General features: G+C 62.0%; 11 protein-coding genes and 1 riboswitch. Of the genes, 7 read left to right on the top strand and 4 right to left on the bottom strand.

Going from position 1 to position 15598, the window contains the following annotated elements:
• Positions 1-244: 244 nt before the first annotated feature.
• Positions 245-2047, top strand: a complete 1803-nt coding sequence (locus tag IP81_RS10960) for a DEAD/DEAH box helicase (protein ID WP_054108037.1) — start codon at positions 245-247, stop codon at positions 2045-2047.
• A gap of 139 nt (positions 2048-2186) precedes the next feature.
• Here IP81_RS10960 and IP81_RS10955 read toward each other — a convergent pair whose 3' ends face one another.
• The 4 genes from IP81_RS10955 to IP81_RS10940 all read right to left on the bottom strand — a co-directional run bounded on the left by IP81_RS10955 (position 2187) and on the right by IP81_RS10940 (position 6737).
• The gene (locus IP81_RS10955; RefSeq protein ID WP_054108036.1) at positions 2187-2918 is read right to left on the bottom strand and encodes an ABC transporter ATP-binding protein; all 732 of its coding nucleotides are present in this window, start codon (positions 2916-2918) and stop codon (positions 2187-2189) included.
• Positions 2918-3880: an iron ABC transporter permease gene (locus tag IP81_RS10950; RefSeq protein WP_054108035.1), complete on the bottom strand. Its 963-nt coding sequence runs from the start codon at positions 3878-3880 to the stop codon at positions 2918-2920. The genes IP81_RS10955 and IP81_RS10950 overlap by 1 nt, the downstream gene beginning before the upstream one ends.
• A complete protein-coding gene (locus tag IP81_RS10945; RefSeq protein WP_231626455.1) occupies positions 3880-4773 on the bottom strand; it encodes an ABC transporter substrate-binding protein in 894 nt (297 codons plus the stop codon). Before IP81_RS10945 ends, IP81_RS10950 begins: the two co-directional genes overlap by 1 nt.
• A 71-nt stretch (positions 4774-4844) precedes the next feature.
• Positions 4845-6737, bottom strand: a complete 1893-nt coding sequence (locus IP81_RS10940) for a TonB-dependent siderophore receptor (RefSeq protein ID WP_054108033.1) — start codon at positions 6735-6737, stop codon at positions 4845-4847.
• A 103-nt stretch (positions 6738-6840) separates the two neighbouring features.
• Positions 6841-7041, bottom strand: a riboswitch (cobalamin riboswitch).
• Positions 7042-7207: 166 nt separating this feature from the next.
• Here IP81_RS10940 and IP81_RS10935 point away from each other — a divergent pair.
• From IP81_RS10935 to odhB, 6 genes are all read left to right on the top strand, one after another.
• Complete coding sequence (locus IP81_RS10935; protein WP_054108032.1) at positions 7208-8452, top strand: cell wall hydrolase; 1245 nt, start codon at positions 7208-7210, stop codon at positions 8450-8452.
• Positions 8453-8625: 173 nt separating this feature from the next.
• On the top strand, positions 8626-8937 hold the full coding sequence (locus IP81_RS10930; RefSeq protein WP_054108031.1) for a hypothetical protein: 312 nt from the start codon (positions 8626-8628) through the stop codon (positions 8935-8937).
• 306 nt (positions 8938-9243) lie between these two features.
• Complete coding sequence (mdh, locus tag IP81_RS10925) at positions 9244-10206, top strand: malate dehydrogenase (protein WP_054108030.1); 963 nt, start codon at positions 9244-9246, stop codon at positions 10204-10206.
• Between the two features lie 89 nt (positions 10207-10295).
• On the top strand, positions 10296-11186 hold the full coding sequence (gene sucD / locus IP81_RS10920) for a succinate--CoA ligase subunit alpha (protein ID WP_054108029.1): 891 nt from the start codon (positions 10296-10298) through the stop codon (positions 11184-11186).
• Positions 11187-11408: 222 nt separating this feature from the next.
• Positions 11409-14261 carry a 2-oxoglutarate dehydrogenase E1 component gene (locus IP81_RS10915; RefSeq protein ID WP_054108028.1) on the top strand — a complete coding sequence of 951 codons (2853 nt, stop codon included), beginning with the start codon at positions 11409-11411 and terminating at the stop codon, positions 14259-14261.
• A 36-nt stretch (positions 14262-14297) separates the two neighbouring features.
• Positions 14298-15551: a 2-oxoglutarate dehydrogenase complex dihydrolipoyllysine-residue succinyltransferase gene (gene odhB / locus IP81_RS10910; protein WP_054108027.1), complete on the top strand. Its 1254-nt coding sequence runs from the start codon at positions 14298-14300 to the stop codon at positions 15549-15551.
• The last annotated feature ends 47 nt before the right edge of the window (positions 15552-15598 follow it).

The following is a 15598-nucleotide window of genomic DNA, read 5'->3' as shown; positions in this document are numbered from 1 at the left end:
ATTAGCCATAGCGGCGATGCTCAGCAAGCCGGTCCATCAAAAGAACCCACACCGGACGCCGCATTTTGAAAAAAAGACAAGCCAAAACCGAAATCACACTGTAAGGGCCGCGCCAACTGCATCGCCAGAGTCTTGTGGGATAAATCGAGGCCAGAGCGATGCGCGCAATGAATCCGCGCGCAAACAGCCGGCAGACTGACCCAACCAGAACGTGCCGCTCAAGCGGCCAGACAAGCGATGACCTATGATATTTGAAAATTTGCCCGCCCCTCTCGCCAAGGCCCTAGAGGACCACGGCTATACCGCGCTTACCCCGGTCCAGGCCTCGGTAAGCCAGCCCGAAGCCATTGGCCGTGACATGATCGTTTCGGCCCAGACCGGTTCGGGCAAGACAGTAGCGTTCGGCCTAGCCATGGCCAACGAACTGCTCGGCGACGAGGAGAAGATGGCCTATACCACTTCGCCACTGGCGCTGGTGATTGCGCCTACCCGCGAATTGGCGTTGCAAGTAAGCCGCGAATTGACGTGGCTTTATGCCCCCACCCAAGCGCGCATTGCCACGTGCGTTGGCGGCATGGATGCATCGCGCGAACGCCGCGCGCTTAGCCACGGCGCGCATATCGTAGTCGGCACACCGGGCCGCTTACGCGATCACCTTGAACGTGGCGCACTCGACCTTTCGGCCTTGCGTTCGGTCGTGCTCGATGAAGCCGACGAGATGCTCGACATGGGCTTCCGCGAAGATCTGGAAGAACTGCTCGACGCAACGCCCGAGGGCCGCCGTACGCTGCTGTTCTCGGCAACAATGCCTAAGCCGATTGAGGCGCTGGCCAAGCGTTATCAGCGCAATTCGCTGCGTATTTCGACGGTTGGCGAAGATCGCGGGCATGGCGATATCGCCTATCGTGCCGTAGCGGTGGCTCCGGCTGAAATCGAAGCCGCTGTCGTCAACCTGCTGCGCTTCCACGAAGCCGAAACCGCGATGCTGTTTTGTGCCACGCGCGATAACGTGCGCCGCCTGCACGCCACGCTGGTCGAGCGTGGCTTTACCGCCGTTGCGCTTTCAGGTGAGCACAGCCAATCGGAACGCAACAACGCGCTGCAAGCCCTGCGCGACCGTCGCGCCCGCGTTTGTGTGGCAACCGACGTTGCTGCGCGCGGCATCGATCTGCCCTCGCTCAGCCTTGTGGTTCACGTGGAAATTCCGCGCGATGCCGAAACTTTGCAGCACCGTTCGGGACGCACGGGCCGTGCGGGCAAGAAGGGCACTGCCGTGCTCATCGTGCCATTCCCGCGCCGTCGCCGCGTGGAAATGATGCTGCGCGGCGCGCGCATCAATGCCGAGTGGGCCGAAGTACCATCGCTGGAAATGATCCGCGCGCAAGATCGCGTGCGCTTGATGGAAACGATTCTGGCGCCGGTCGAAGTGGAAGAGGACGATCTGGAAATCGGCCGCGTGCTGCTTGAACAGCGCTCGCCCGAAGAACTGGCTGCCGCTCTTGTCCGCGCGCACCGCGCCGCGATGCCGCAAGCTGAAGAAATGCTGTCATCAGGCGGCAGTGATGATGGCCGCCGCGCACCGCCTACGCACCGCGAAGGTTTTGAAGACACCGTTTGGTTCCGCATGGATGTGGGCCGCCGCCAGAACGCCGATCCACGCTGGATCCTGCCAACGCTTTGCCGCCGTGGCCACGTTTCACGTCAGGAAATCGGCGCGATCCGCATCACACCCAACGAAACGTGGTTTCAGGTGCCGCGCGCGATTGCCGACAAGTTCGCTGACGCGGTGCGCCGCACCGCCGATCCCAAGGGTGAGGACGAAAACGGCATTCACATCGAACCATCACCCGATGGTCCGCGTGAAGAGGCGCGTGAAAACCGTCGCGGGGATTCAAACGATGGCCCACGCGGTCCGCGCAGCCATCCCGGTGGTCCCCGTGCTCACCCCGGCGGTCCGCGCCAGTTTCCGCGTGGCCCCCGCCCGGAAGGTGGCAAGCGCCCCGAAGGAAAGCCGCACCGCAAGGGCCCACCGCCCAAGCGTTCTTGAATAAAGCGAAGGTAGTAAGCCCACCCCCAGCCCCTCCCGCAAGCGGGAGGGGAGCGAGACTTATTGAGCCATAGGCGAAATTGGTCGCAGCGGGGTGGGTACTCTGCGGTCTGTCTATGCAAACGACATAGCCGCCTCTTTATAACGCCAACGCACGATGGCCCGGATCACCCAACCACCGCGTTTGCAGGCCCCAAACGTCGGCAATTACGTGCTCTGACAGCGCTTTTTCAGGCGCGCCCGTGGCTGCAACACGACCCTTGTCCAAAACGATAACATGGTCTGCGTGGTTCATCGCCAGCGCCAGGTCATGGACTACCACAACCACGCCCCTCCCCTGCGCGGCCAAAGTCTGCAATCTTGCCGCAAGCGCCTGCTGATGCGCCAAATCAAGCGCCGCCAGCGGCTCATCCGCCAAAATCCAGTGCGGCTGCGTGGCGAGAACGCGGGCAATCAAAGCGCGTGCGCGTTCTCCGCCTGACAATTCGGACAAGGCCCGATCCGCAAGGTCTTCAAGCTGCATCAGGCCGAGCGCTTCATCGACCGCGCGGGCGTTTTCGGCAGCACTGGTGCGATGGGGCATGCGCCCTAAGCCGGCCAACGTGCGAACAGAGATGTTCCACGCCACTTGCGCCGATTGCGGCAGATACCCGATCCGGCAGGCGCGTTCCTGCGGGGCAATCTGGTCAAGCGGTTTGCTCAACAGCGTGACAATGCCGCTATCGGGAGCGAGTAGACCGGCCAGCGCGCTGAGCAAGGTTGATTTTCCCGCACCGTTGGGGCCACAGATCGCGGTGACGCGGCCGGGGTGAAGTTGCGCGGTGACGCCGTTCAAACGGCCCGCAATAATGAGGCCAAGCGCTTCGAGCATCAGGCCAGTTCCCGCCGCAGCTTGAGCAAAAGCCGCAGGAAAAACGGCGCTCCGGCAAGGCTTAGCGCAATGCCAAGGCGCAATTCTCCACCCGCCAGCGGCAGGATGCGGCACAGGCAATCGGCGATCAGCAACAGCAATGCTCCACCCAGCGCGGAGGGGACGAGCGTGGCTGAAGGGCGCTGATCGGTGAAAGGGCGCACGAAATGCGGCACCATCAATCCGACAAAGCCGATCATGCCCGCCACCGCCACACCACTGCCCACAATCAGGCCGACGCCAATGATCATCAGCCAGAGGAGATAGGTCGGCTCAACCCCCAATGAGCGAGCGGCGTCTTCACCCAGAGTCAACGCATCTAGGCTGGGGGCAGCGCGCCACAGGGCGACGAGGCCCAGCGCGGTGAGCGGCAAGGCCAGCCGCACTTCATGCCAGCCGCGATCTGCCAGCGCGCCCATCAGCCATGTCACGATTTCAGACAAGGCAAAGGGATTGGGCGAGAGGCTGATGGCAAGGCTCGTCAGCGCGCCCGCAAGGCTGGCGATCATCATGCCCGCCAGCGTGAACAGCGCAATTCCGCCGCTGCGTCCGGCAATCAGCGCAAGCAAGCCCATCGCGCCGCCTGCGCCGATCAGCGCGAGAAGCGGGAGGAGAAGCGGCTGCGCGCCAAACCCGGCATAGAACGAGAGTACCGCGCCAAGGGCTGCGGCGGGCGCGATGCCGAACAGGCCTGGGTCTGCCAGCGGGTTGCGCAAATAGCCTTGCATGGCAGCGCCCGCAGCGCCGAGGCCTGCGCCAAGCACCAGCGCGAGCACGGCGCGCGGCAGGCGCAATTCCATCAGGATGGCAGTGGCGTTGGGCACGGGCGGGCCGAACGGGTCAATCCATACTTGGCCCGCGAGCAGAGAGAGCGGAATGACGGCGATAAGGGCTAGGATGAGGGCTCTGGTGAGGTTGGTCATCACCGTGAATGCCCCTCCACCATCCTGCGGATGGTCCCCCTCCCCGGTTCGGGGTGGATTGTTTGGCGGACTTTTGCCAATTGCCGGGCCGCAGTGATGATCGTGGGGCCGCCGCAATAGAGCAGTTTGGGGTTCAGGCTGGCGCGATGCGTGGTGGTCAGCGCTTTGAGCGCGGGATGGGAAAGGACTCGGTCATCGCCGCCATTTTGGCCAGTTTCCGCGCTCTGCCCCGCCACGAGGATCAGGCCGGGCGGATCGGCGAGCATCTTTTCGAGCGGCAGGAAGTCCGCCTGCCCGAACCCGCGCGCGGCGGCGAAGTTGGTGAAGCCGGTATGGCGCAGGACGTCGGCGATCAATGTACCATCGCCGGGAACCATACCGCCCGATTGCCAAACGACCGTGGGGATCGGCTGCACGTTGGCGGGCGGTGCTGCTGCGGCAAGCGCTGCGTCTATCCGCGCGACAAGGGCTTCGCCGCGATCGGCATGGCCGGTCAGCGCTGCAATCTGGCGGATCTGCGCGCGGCTATCGGCGATGGTGGCCGCCATGCCGAGCGGCTCGAAATGCAGGCCCAAGCGGTGATAGGCAATGACGGTGGCAGGATCGGTGAAGGTGCTGCCAAGCACCAGATCGGGACGCAAGGACAGCACTTCTTCGACCGTGCCGCGTGTGGACGGCAGGTGGTTTGCGGCCTTTACGTCCATCGAGGAGGAGCGCGGGTCCTTGCTATAGTGCGATATGGCAAGGATTTGCGCAGGATCGGCCACTTCGGCAAGAATTGCGTCAGTGCACGGGTTCAGGCTGACGATGGTGGGGCGCACTTGCGGCGGCTGATCGGGGGTGGCGCGGGATTGGGGGATACAGCTGGTGAGGAGGGTTGCTGCGGCCAGCACCACCCCCAATCCCCCCCCTCTGACGAGGAGGGGGAAAAGAGGGCGTTTCGCCGTAAAGGCTGAACGCTGGCTCAATAGCGTGCCCGGATGCCGATAAAGGCCGAGCGGCCCCAGGTGCCGTAATCGGCGACGGTCTGGTAGCCTTCGTCAAACAGGTTTTCGACGCGGGCGTAGAGTTCGACGGCTTCGGTCACAGGCAGGCTCGCACGCAAGGTGGTGAGCGCATAGCCATCGAGACGGCGGGTGTTTGCCGCATTTTCAAAGCTATCCCCGACCATGCGCAAGTCGGCCCCTAAAATGAGGCCTGCCAAAGGCGTTGTCCAGTCGCCCGAAACAGTGAGCGCGTGGGCAGGACGGCGGGCGAGGTCCTTGCGGAAGTTGGCATTGCCCGGCGTGCGGTTTTCGGTTTCAAGATAGGTGTAGACCGCCTGCAATTGCAGAGTGTCAGACGGGCGGGCACCCAGTTCGAATTCGGCACCCTGCGCACGTGCAAAGCCGATGTTGTCATAAGTACCGTTGCGGCGGTTGACACAGATCGCCGAGGTAACCCCGCGACAGGAAATGAACGCGATCAGGTTACGGCTATCGCGGCGAAACACCGTGGCCGAGGCATGAAGCGCGCCGCTGCGGCTGCCCCATTCAAGGCCAGCGTCATAGCTCTTGGAGCGTTCGGGCACGAGCGTCTTGTTGCCGAAGTCTGATAGCAACTGGTACAGCGTCGGCGCTTTGAAGCCTTCGCCATAGGAGGCGCGCAGGCGCACATCCTGCGTCAATTCGAACGAGCCGTTGGCCCCGAACGTCCATGCTGTGCCGAACCGGCTGTGATCGTCAACGCGAACACCTGCGGCAAGGCTGGCGCGATCCGATGTCCAGCCGAGCATCGCGTGGCCGCTGGTGAGGTTGGCCTTGGCCTCGGCATCAAACGTGCTGGAAAACCGCGTCCATTCGCTGTCCGCGCCGAAATCGAGCGTGAAGCTGGCGGGCAGGTTGAGGCGACCGGTAAGGTCGGCGCGTTCCGAGCGGGCGACATAGCCGAACGAAGGGTCGGTGCCGAAGGTCGGATCGAAGTAATCGCGCTTGGTATCGGACAGGGCAAAGCCGGTATTGATGGTGAGCACGTCCGATGTGTAGCGCAAACCAACGCGGCCCGAGGCTTGGCGGGTGTCCTGAAATTCGGGCGTATCGCCGAATGTGAAGGCTGGCGCGGCAAAACCGTCAATGTCCGTGCGGGAATCGGCATAGCGCGCGGTGGCGACAATCGCGAGGTCTTGCGTGACATTCAACCGCCCGCGCCCGCCGATGCGCCATTGGCGGAAGCCATCGGGTTCGGTGCCGGTGGCGGCGGCGGAAATGCCGTCGTTGCGGGTATAGCCGCCGTTCAGCGTCAGCGCGCCGAGGTCTGACGAGAGGCCCGCTGCGGCATCGGCGGTGTAGCTTTCGTTCGCGCCATATTCGGCACTGGCTTCAACGCCGTTCAGATCGCGCGATTGCACCGCGATCACGCCGCCGATGGCCGCGCTGCCCCAGACGACCGAGTTCGAGCCGCGCAGCACATCGATGCGCTCCAATCCGCCGGAAGTCAGCGTGCCGAAATCGAAGCCGCCCGACGGGGCCGAGACGTCTTCCACGCGCACGCCATCGACGAGGACGAGGACTTGTTCGGCATCCGATCCGCGCAAACGCACGCCGGTGAAGCTGCCAGGGCCGCCGTTGCGGGTGATGGTCAGGCCGGGAACGCGTTCGAGCACGCGGGTGATGTCAGGGCCTTGGATCGACTGGATTTCGTCGGCGGTGATGACGGTGATCGGCTGACCGAGTTGATCGACACGCGCCTCGCTGCCAGTGGCGATAACGGTAATGGCATCGGCGCGGATGCTATCGGCGATAACGACTTCATCGGCAGCCTGCGCAAACGCGGGACTGGCGAACACTAAAGCAGAAACAGAAAGCAGGTATTTCTTCACAAGACGGACTCCCGGCCACGAACGGAACTGCCGTTCGTGGCGAGAGGAGCGCTGGGCCAAATTGGCGCGCCTCGTCGCATGCGCCCGATACACCCCGCCCGGCCGCGGAACGACTACCATCGGCAGGTTTCCTGGCTCCCGGGTCATCGCATGTTGCCCGCCTTCCCAGCGCCGGGATCGAATCCGGCACCAGTGGCATAACTGGGCAACACGCTATCCGGTTACAGTTGCGGGGGCAGCGCCGGATTTGCACCGGTTTCCCTCTTAGCCCGTTTGACCGGGCACCGTTGGCGTCAAGCGCGTGACTAACCGCAACTATTGTGCGGTGCAAGACCCAACCTTCACCTTTGGGCAGGTTAACCGGATGGAAGGGGGGCGTGCCGTATCGGGACAGGCGGAAAAGTGCAGGTGCAGTTGCCCACGCAAGAGGTTAGCGGACAGCGAGGAACATCAGGATTCGCGCCACAATCATGCCCTTGGAAGTAGCCTACCGGCCAATCGAACTGCCTTGCGCGCCAGCGCGGGTTGATCGGATGCGTCCGGTTGAAGGACGTCCTCTAGAAGTTCGTCCGGTACAGGCTCATCCGTTACAGGCGCAGCCAGGAGAAGCGCGGCCGCGTGATTTTGCGGCACGGATTAAACGCCGCGATATGCGCTCGATCCGGCGGGCGTTGCGCGCGCCTTCCTTGCTTTGGCAGCGCGCAACCGGCATCGCGATGTTCGGACTTATGGCGATCTTGCTCGGGTCTGTGGGCTGGGGCGAACCCGGCGGGGTGGCCGCCGCATCTGCACGCGAACGCATGGCAGGCCTGCAACCGTTCGAGAAATCTGGCGAGAGTTTTCCCGGATCTGCGTTCTATTGGCTGGCCGCCGAAGAGACCGGACTGGTCGCCCCCACCGAAGCGCAATCGGCGTGGGATGCGCGCCGCGATGATGAAGACGTGCCCGTCGGTGCGATGGCGCGGCCCATTGTGGCAACCGGCACGGGCGAAGACCGCTGGCGCGCGCTGCAATGCCTGACCGCCGCGATTTACTATGAAGCCGCTAGCGAACCTGACGCGGGCCAACGCGCAGTCGCGCAAGTGGTGCTCAACCGCGTGGCGCATCCCGCATGGCCCAACACCGTTTGCGGCGTGGTCTATCAAGGATCGGAGCGGCCTTCGTGCCAGTTCAGCTTTGCCTGTGACGGATCGATGGCGCGCAAACCGATGGCGGCGTTCTGGGAACGCGCAAGGCGCGTGGCATCCGATGCGCTGTCGGGCTATGTCTATGCGCCAGCAGGCCTTGCCACGCATTACCACACCACAGCCGTGCATCCCTATTGGGCACCCAGCCTGACTTTCCTTGGCACGATTGGCGCGCACCGGTTCTACCGCTGGGCAGGCAATGCCGGAAAGCCCGCCGCATTTACCGCGCGCTATACAGGTGGTGAACCGGTGGCTGCCCCGCATCCGCGCACATGGACGCCCCTGCCCGCCGATGTGGCCGATCCGCTATCGCTGGAACGCGCGTTTGAACAGGGCAAGGTGGCCGCTGCTGGCGCATTGCCTGCCAGCGCGTCTCTGCCTGCACCCGTCTATAGCACCACCATCCAGCAGCGTGGCGGCGAGGCACTGTTTAAAGCTGGTTCGGCCAACAGCCCGATCAGCGGGAGTGGCGCAGTACTGCCCGAATTCGAGAACGCAGGCAGCTGGATCGCCCAGCCCGGCGGGTAAACACGCGAAGCTCGGGAGTTTATCAATTCACCGCAAAGTTGCTTCGTACCAAGTGGTTATCGCTTCCTTTACCCTGTCATCCAACGAAACCTTAGCTTGCTCTGGCTTAAAGGCTTTGGCGAGCAAGGCGGCCCAAATGTATTCCGGGTGCCGTCAAGGAGACACGACAACTTATGGTGCGATTTGCCCCCCGTTACGGCATTGTTTCCCCCTGCCTGTCGCGCACGATCCGTGGCCGTCATGTCCGTGCGGTAAATGACAATTGCGAAGATTGGTGCGGAATCTGGGCGGAAGAAAGCGAGACACTCGATACCGCTTTGCGCATGTTTGCCGCCCATGGATTTTCAGCCGCATCACGCGCCTGTGACGCTGCCGTGATCGCTGACAAGGGTGGCGATGATGAACGCTCGCTGTTCTGGCTTGAAGTATGCCGCACGCTGGATCGTCGGCTGGCAAATGATTTCGCCCGCCGTATGAGCAGCTAAGCCGTAAGGTAAGGCTTACTTGAACAAGGCCTCGGCATCACCGCCGAGGCCTTTTTGCTATGCGATAGAACACCTGTATCGCTATTGCGAAGAGTTATCACAAAAAGGCGGAAACTAGCTGTTTTTCGCGGTTGCAATCATCTGCACGCACGCTTAGTGCGACATTCATACGTCAGCACTCCCCTGTCTCGCGGGGCATGGGGGAGGACTGGGACGGTTTGACCGTGGCGTGTCATTCGTGGCGACCTCGGGCAAATCCGGATGTCTTGTATGCTTGTCCCCGTGAACGGGAAAGGACCGTAAAGCATGGCACGCAAGAAGATTGCGCTTATCGGCGCAGGCAATATCGGTGGAACGCTTGCCCACCTCGCCGCCCAAAAGGAACTGGGCGATATCGTCTTGTTCGACGTTGCTGAAGGCATTCCGCAGGGCAAGGCGCTTGACCTGTCGCAGTGCGGTCCGGTCGAAGGTTTCGACGCCAAGATCACCGGTTCCAACGATTATGCCGATATCGCAGGCGCAGACGTTATCATCGTCACCGCCGGTGTTGCCCGCAAGCCCGGCATGAGCCGCGATGACCTGCTCGGCATCAACCTCAAGGTCATGAAGGCCGTCGGCGAAGGCATTGCGGCCAACGCACCTGACGCTTTCGTCATCTGCATCACCAACCCGCTTGATGCGATGGTCTGGGCGCTGCGCGAATTTTCCGGCCTTCCGCACAACAAGGTTGTCGGCATGGCAGGCGTGCTCGATTCGGCACGCTTCTCCACTTTCCTTGCTTGGGAATTCGGCGTTTCGATCCGCGACGTGAACACGTTCGTGCTCGGCGGCCACGGCGATACGATGGTGCCGGTCACCCAGTATTCCACCGTCAACGGCATCCCTGTGCCCGACCTCGTCAAGATGGGCCTGTCCACACAGGAAAACATCGACGCAATCGTGCAGCGCACCCGTTCGGGCGGCGGCGAAATCGTCGGCCTGCTCAAGACCGGTTCGGCGTTCTACGCTCCTGCCGCATCAGGAATCGCGATGGCCGAAGCCTATCTGTTTGACCAGAAGCGCATCCTGCCTTGCGCCGCCTACGTCGAAGGCCAGTACGGCGTTGACGGCCTTTACGTGGGCGTGCCCGTGCTGATCGGCGCGAACGGCGTGGAGAAGGTTATCGAGATCGAACTCGACGATGCTTCGAAGGCTGGCCTTCAGGTTTCGGTGGATGCGGTCAAGGAACTGCTGGAAGCCTGCAAGGGCATCGATAGCAGCCTCGTGTGATTTGATAGCGCGCCCTGCCCCTTAGGGACGGGGCGCTTTAAGTTTCCGCGCTCCTTTGATCTAAAGAGCCTCCCCGGAAAGGAACTCTAATGTCCATTCTCATCGACAAGAATACCAAGGTCATCACGCAAGGGATGACTGGCGCAACCGGCACGTTCCACACCGAACAGGCGCTGGCCTATGGCACGCAAATGGTTGGCGGCGTTACCCCCGGTAAGGGCGGCACGACGCATATCGGCCTGCCCAACTTCAACACCGTGCACGAAGCCAAGCACGCCACCGGCGCCACCGCATCGTGCATCTACGTGCCGCCTCCGTTCGCAGCCGATTCGATCCTTGAGGCGATTGACGCCGAAATGGAACTGATCGTTTGCATCACCGAAGGCATCCCCGTGCTCGACATGGTCAAGGTCAAGCGCGCGCTGGCAGGCTCCAAGAGCCGCCTGATCGGTCCGAACTGCCCCGGCGTGTTGACGCCGAACCAGTGCAAGATCGGCATTATGCCGGGTTCGATCTTCAAGGAAGGCACCGTGGGCGTCGTCTCTCGCTCGGGCACGCTGACGTATGAAGCTGTGTTCCAGACCACCGCAATCGGCCTTGGCCAGACCACGGCTGTCGGCATCGGTGGCGATCCGGTCAACGGCACCAACTTCATCGACGTGCTCGAACTGTTCCTTGCTGACGAAGCCACCAAGTCGATCATCATGATCGGTGAAATCGGCGGCGATGCAGAAGAAATGGCAGCCCAGTTCCTGATCGACGAAGCAAAGCGTGGCCGCAAGAAGCCTATGGCTGGCTTCATCGCTGGCCGTACGGCGCCTCCGGGCCGCCGCATGGGCCATGCCGGCGCGATCGTTTCGGGCGGCAAGGGCGATGCAGAAAGCAAGATCGCAGCCATGGAAGCCGCAGGGATCAAGGTTTCGGCCTCGCCTTCACTGCTCGGCGAAACGCTGGCTGAAGTGCTCAAAGAGCTCGCCTGATTGCACGTAAAAGCTACCGCCCGGATAGGCCACCATACGTAGGTGACCGCCGGGCGGATGCTTAAAACTCGGCTGTTATGGTTAATCCTCATGGATGTTACTGACAGCCACCGGATTTTAACGGGATCGAATTACGGTCTCGTGGGTAAGGTTTCTTTCGCCGGTCGGTGAAAGCGCGATTGTCCGAAGCCCCCAACCTCCCCGGGGGATCAGGAGTTGACAATGGGTTCTGAATTGCACGAATTCGACGTGGATCCCTCGCAGGAAGGTCCGCAACCCGGTCCTTCGTGGGCCAGCAAACGCTGGCCGATAAACGATGCCTTTGCAGGCGACGATCTGACCCAGGCTATGGACCCGATGGCGATGAAAGCCGCCATCGAAAAGGCCGCCAAGAAGGCTGGAACACCGCTGGACGAAGCCGCCTTGCAACAGGCGGCGCTCGATTCGATCCGCGCGATGACCCTGATCCGCACTTATCGCGTGCGCGGGCATCTGGCCGCCGATCTCGATCCGCTGGGCCTTGCCCGGCAAAAGCTGCCCGCCGATATCTCGCCCGAATACCATGGCTTCACCACAGCCGACATGAACCGCAAGGTCTATATCGGCGGCGTACTCGGCCTTGAATGGGCGACACTGACCGAACTGGTCGTGATTCTGCGCGCAAATTACTGCGGCCACGTCGGCTTTGAATATATGCACATCGCCGATGTGGAAGAGCGCCGCTTCATTCAGGACCGCATCGAAGGTGGCGACAAGACCATCGACTTCACCCCCAACGGCAAGAAGGCGATCCTTGCTGCCGTTGTGCGCGGCGAACAGTACGAAAAGTTCCTCGGCAAAAAGTACGTCGGCACCAAGCGCTTCGGCCTTGATGGCGGGGAATCGATGATCCCGGCATTGGAAGCGCTGATCAAGTACGGCGGCCAGCTCGGCGTGCGCGAAATCGTCTATGGCATGGCCCACCGTGGCCGCCTGAACGTGCTCGCCAATGTGATGGCCAAGCCTTACCGCGTGATCTTCCACGAATTCTCGGGCGGCACGGCCAACCCGCAGGACGTGGGCGGATCGGGCGATGTGAAGTATCACCTCGGCACCAGCACCGACCGCGAATTTGATGGCATCAAGGTGCATATGAGCCTCGTGCCCAACCCGTCGCACCTTGAAACGGTGGACCCTATCGTGCTCGGCAAAGTCCGCGCGCAGCAGGTGTTCCGAGACGATATCGGCGATGATGTCGGCCCCGATGCCCGCCACAAGCAGGTCCTGCCTATCCTGATCCACGGCGATGCGGCCTTTGCCGGGCAAGGCATCGTATGGGAGTGCTTCGGCCTTTCGGGCGTTAAGGGTTACAACACCGGCGGTTGCATCCACTTCATCATCAATAACCAGATCGGCTTCACCACCAGCCCGCAATTCTCGCGCGGATCGCCCTATCCCTCTGATGTGGCCAAGGGCGTTCAGGCGCCGATCCTGCACGTCAACGGCGATGATCCCGAAGCCGTGACTTTCGCCTGCAAACTGGCGATCGATTATCGCCAGAAGTTCGGCCGCGATATCGTGATCGACATGTGGTGCTATCGCCGCTTTGGCCACAACGAGGGCGACGAGCCTTCGTTCACGCAGCCGCTGATGTATGCCAAGATCCGCCAGCACCCGCCGGTGAGCGACGTCTATGCCAAGCGTCTGGTGTGGCAGGGCGTGATCGATGCCAACTACAAGGGCGAGATCGAGAACCACTTCACCGCCACGCTGGAAACCGAATTCGAAGCATCGAAGGGCTACAAGGCCAACGAGGCTGACTGGTTTGGCGGGCGCTGGTCCGGGCTGAACAAGCCTGCCGATCCGGTAACCGCGCGCCGCAACGTGCCCACCGGCATCGATCAGAAGATGTTCGATAGCCTTGGCCGTACGCTGACGGCGGTGCCCGATGATCTGACGGTGCACAAAACGCTGGGCCGCGTGATCGATGCCAAGCGTGAGATGTTCACCACCGGACAGGGCTTTGACTGGGCAACCGGTGAAGCATTGGCCTTCGGCAGCCTCGTCATGGAAGGCTATGGCGTTCGCTTGTCGGGTCAGGACTGCGGTCGCGGCACGTTCAGCCAGCGCCATGCCGTCTGGGTCGATCAAACCGACGAGCGCAAGTACGTTCCGCTGACCACCCTGCCCCACGGCAGCTTCGAAGTGCTCGACAGCACGCTTTCGGAATATGGCGTGCTCGGCTTCGAATATGGCTATGCCAGCGCCGACCCCAAAAGCCTTGTCCTATGGGAAGCGCAGTTCGGCGATTTCGCCAACGGTGCACAGATCGTGATCGATCAGTACATCGCCGCATCCGAAGCCAAGTGGCTGCGCGCCAACGGCCTCGTCATGCTGCTGCCGCACGGGTACGAAGGCCAGGGGCCAGAGCATTCCTCGGCCCGGATGGAGCGTTATCTCCAGCTTTGCGCCGAAGATAACATCCAAGTGTGCAACATCAGCACACCGGCCAACTACTTCCACGTGCTGCGCCGGCAGATGCACCGTCCGTTCCGCAAGCCGCTGATCATCATGACGCCCAAGAGCCTGCTGCGCCACCCGCTGGCAAAGTCGCTCGCGTCTGATTTTATCGGCGACGGGCACTTCATGCGCATCCTGTCGGACACCAACGGTGCGGCAGATACTGATACCAAGCGCGTCGTGCTGTGTTCGGGCAAAGTCTCTTACGACCTTATGGAAGCGCGCAATTCAGCCGGGATTACTGATACGCAAGTGATCCGTCTGGAACAGCTTTATCCCTTCCCGGGTGATCCGCTGGCGATCCGTCTGGCGCGCATGCCCAACCTTGAACACGTCGTGTGGTGTCAGGAAGAGCCCCGGAACAACGGTTCGTGGTTCTTTGTCGAACCGCTGATCGAGGAATCGCTGAAGGCAGCCAAATGCAAAGTCGCCCGCGCGCGTTATGCCGGACGCCAAGCCTCGGCATCGCCTGCAACGGGCCTCGCCAGCCGCCATGCCAGCGAACAAGGCGCACTGGTTGCCGATGCATTGGGCCTTTCGGTGCGCGGTGAAATCCGTCGCCAGAAGAAATCCTGATTTTCCTGATTTTCCTTCTCCCCAAGGAATTGCATTATGTCGATTGAAGTTAAGGTTCCAACGCTGGGTGAAAGCGTCAGCGAAGCAACCGTTGGCCAGTGGCTTAAGAAGCCGGGTGAAGCGGTCGCTCTGGATGAGCCGATTGTCAGCCTAGAGACTGACAAGGTTGCGGTTGAAGTGCCATCGCCATCCGCTGGTGTCATGGGCGCGCTCGTCGCCAACGAAGGCGATACTGTCTCTGTCGGCGCATTGCTGGCGCTGATTGAAGCAAGCGGCAGCGCCGTTGCTGCCGCACCGGCACCATCACCGGCACCATCACCGGCACCGGCCCCAGCAGCTCAGGCACCTGCCGCTGCGGCTCCGGCTTTGGCTGAAGCAGCAAGTGGCGATGCCGCTGTGCTCTCGCCCGCTGTGCGCCGCGCGGTGCTGGAATATGGCATTGATCCTTCAAGCGTCAAAGGCACCGGCAAAGACGGCCGCCTGACCAAGGAAGACGTCACAGCCGCAGCCCAGGCCAAACAGGCAGCACCAGCGCCTGTCGCATCGGCCCCTGTCGCCGCTTCGCCAGTTGCCACCGCTCCCGTGGCCGGCCGCAATGAAGAGCGCGTGAAGATGACGCGCATGCGCCAGACCATCGCCAAGCGCCTGAAAAGTGCGCAAGAAACCGCCGCCATGCTCACCACGTTCAACGACGTGGACATGGGCGCGGTGATGGAAGCGCGTGGCCGATACAAGGACGTGTTCGAAAAGAAGCACGGCGTGAAGCTTGGCCTGATGTCGTTCTTCGCCAAGGCTTCGGTGCTGGCGCTCAAGGACATCCCTGCCGTCAACGCGCAGATGCAGGGCGATGAGATCGTCTATTTCGATTACGTCGATATCTCGGTGGCAGTTTCAGCTCCGAACGGTCTGGTCGTGCCCGTGGTGCGCGATGTCGATAAGCTCAGCTTTGCCGCCATCGAAAAGTCGATTGCCGATTACGGCAAGAAGGCGCGCGATGGATCGTTGACGATGGAAGACATGAAGGGTGGCACCTTCACCATTTCCAACGGCGGCGTGTTCGGTGGCCTGATGTCCACCCCGATCATCAACCCGCCGCAGTCCGCCGTGCTGGGCCTGCATCGCATCGAAGACCGTCCGGTTGTCCGCAATGGTGAAATCGTGATCCGCCCGATGATGTACATCGCGCTGTCTTATGACCACCGCATCATTGACGGGCGCGAGGCTGTGACGGCGCTCAAGACGATCAAGGAAGCGATCGAGGATCCAACCCGGTTGCTGATCGATTTGTGATTTGATGCATCGCGGCACCCTTCGACAAGCTCAGGATGAGCGGGTGT

This window comes from Novosphingobium sp. AAP83 (genome assembly GCF_001295795.1).
Classification (GTDB): Bacteria; Pseudomonadota; Alphaproteobacteria; order Sphingomonadales; family Sphingomonadaceae; genus Novosphingobium.
Note: the sequence above shows the minus strand (reverse complement) of the source record. Positions and strands in the feature narration are given on the sequence as shown.

What these genes read in the sequence shown, in the direction of transcription:
- IP81_RS10960 (WP_054108037.1), top strand. Translation starts at nt 245, where the DNA reads ATGATATTTGAAAATTTGCCCGCCCCTCTCGCCAAGGCCCTAGAGGAC.
- IP81_RS10955 (WP_054108036.1), bottom strand. Translation starts at nt 2,918, where the DNA reads ATGCTCGAAGCGCTTGGCCTCATTATTGCGGGCCGTTTGAACGGCGTC.
- IP81_RS10950 (WP_054108035.1), bottom strand. Translation starts at nt 3,880, where the DNA reads ATGACCAACCTCACCAGAGCCCTCATCCTAGCCCTTATCGCCGTCATT.
- IP81_RS10935 (WP_054108032.1), top strand. Translation starts at nt 7,208, where the DNA reads ATGCCCTTGGAAGTAGCCTACCGGCCAATCGAACTGCCTTGCGCGCCA.
- IP81_RS10930 (WP_054108031.1), top strand. Translation starts at nt 8,626, where the DNA reads ATGGTGCGATTTGCCCCCCGTTACGGCATTGTTTCCCCCTGCCTGTCG.
- mdh (WP_054108030.1), top strand. Translation starts at nt 9,244, where the DNA reads ATGGCACGCAAGAAGATTGCGCTTATCGGCGCAGGCAATATCGGTGGA.
- sucD (WP_054108029.1), top strand. Translation starts at nt 10,296, where the DNA reads ATGTCCATTCTCATCGACAAGAATACCAAGGTCATCACGCAAGGGATG.
- IP81_RS10915 (WP_054108028.1), top strand. Translation starts at nt 11,409, where the DNA reads ATGGGTTCTGAATTGCACGAATTCGACGTGGATCCCTCGCAGGAAGGT.
- odhB (WP_054108027.1), top strand. Translation starts at nt 14,298, where the DNA reads ATGTCGATTGAAGTTAAGGTTCCAACGCTGGGTGAAAGCGTCAGCGAA.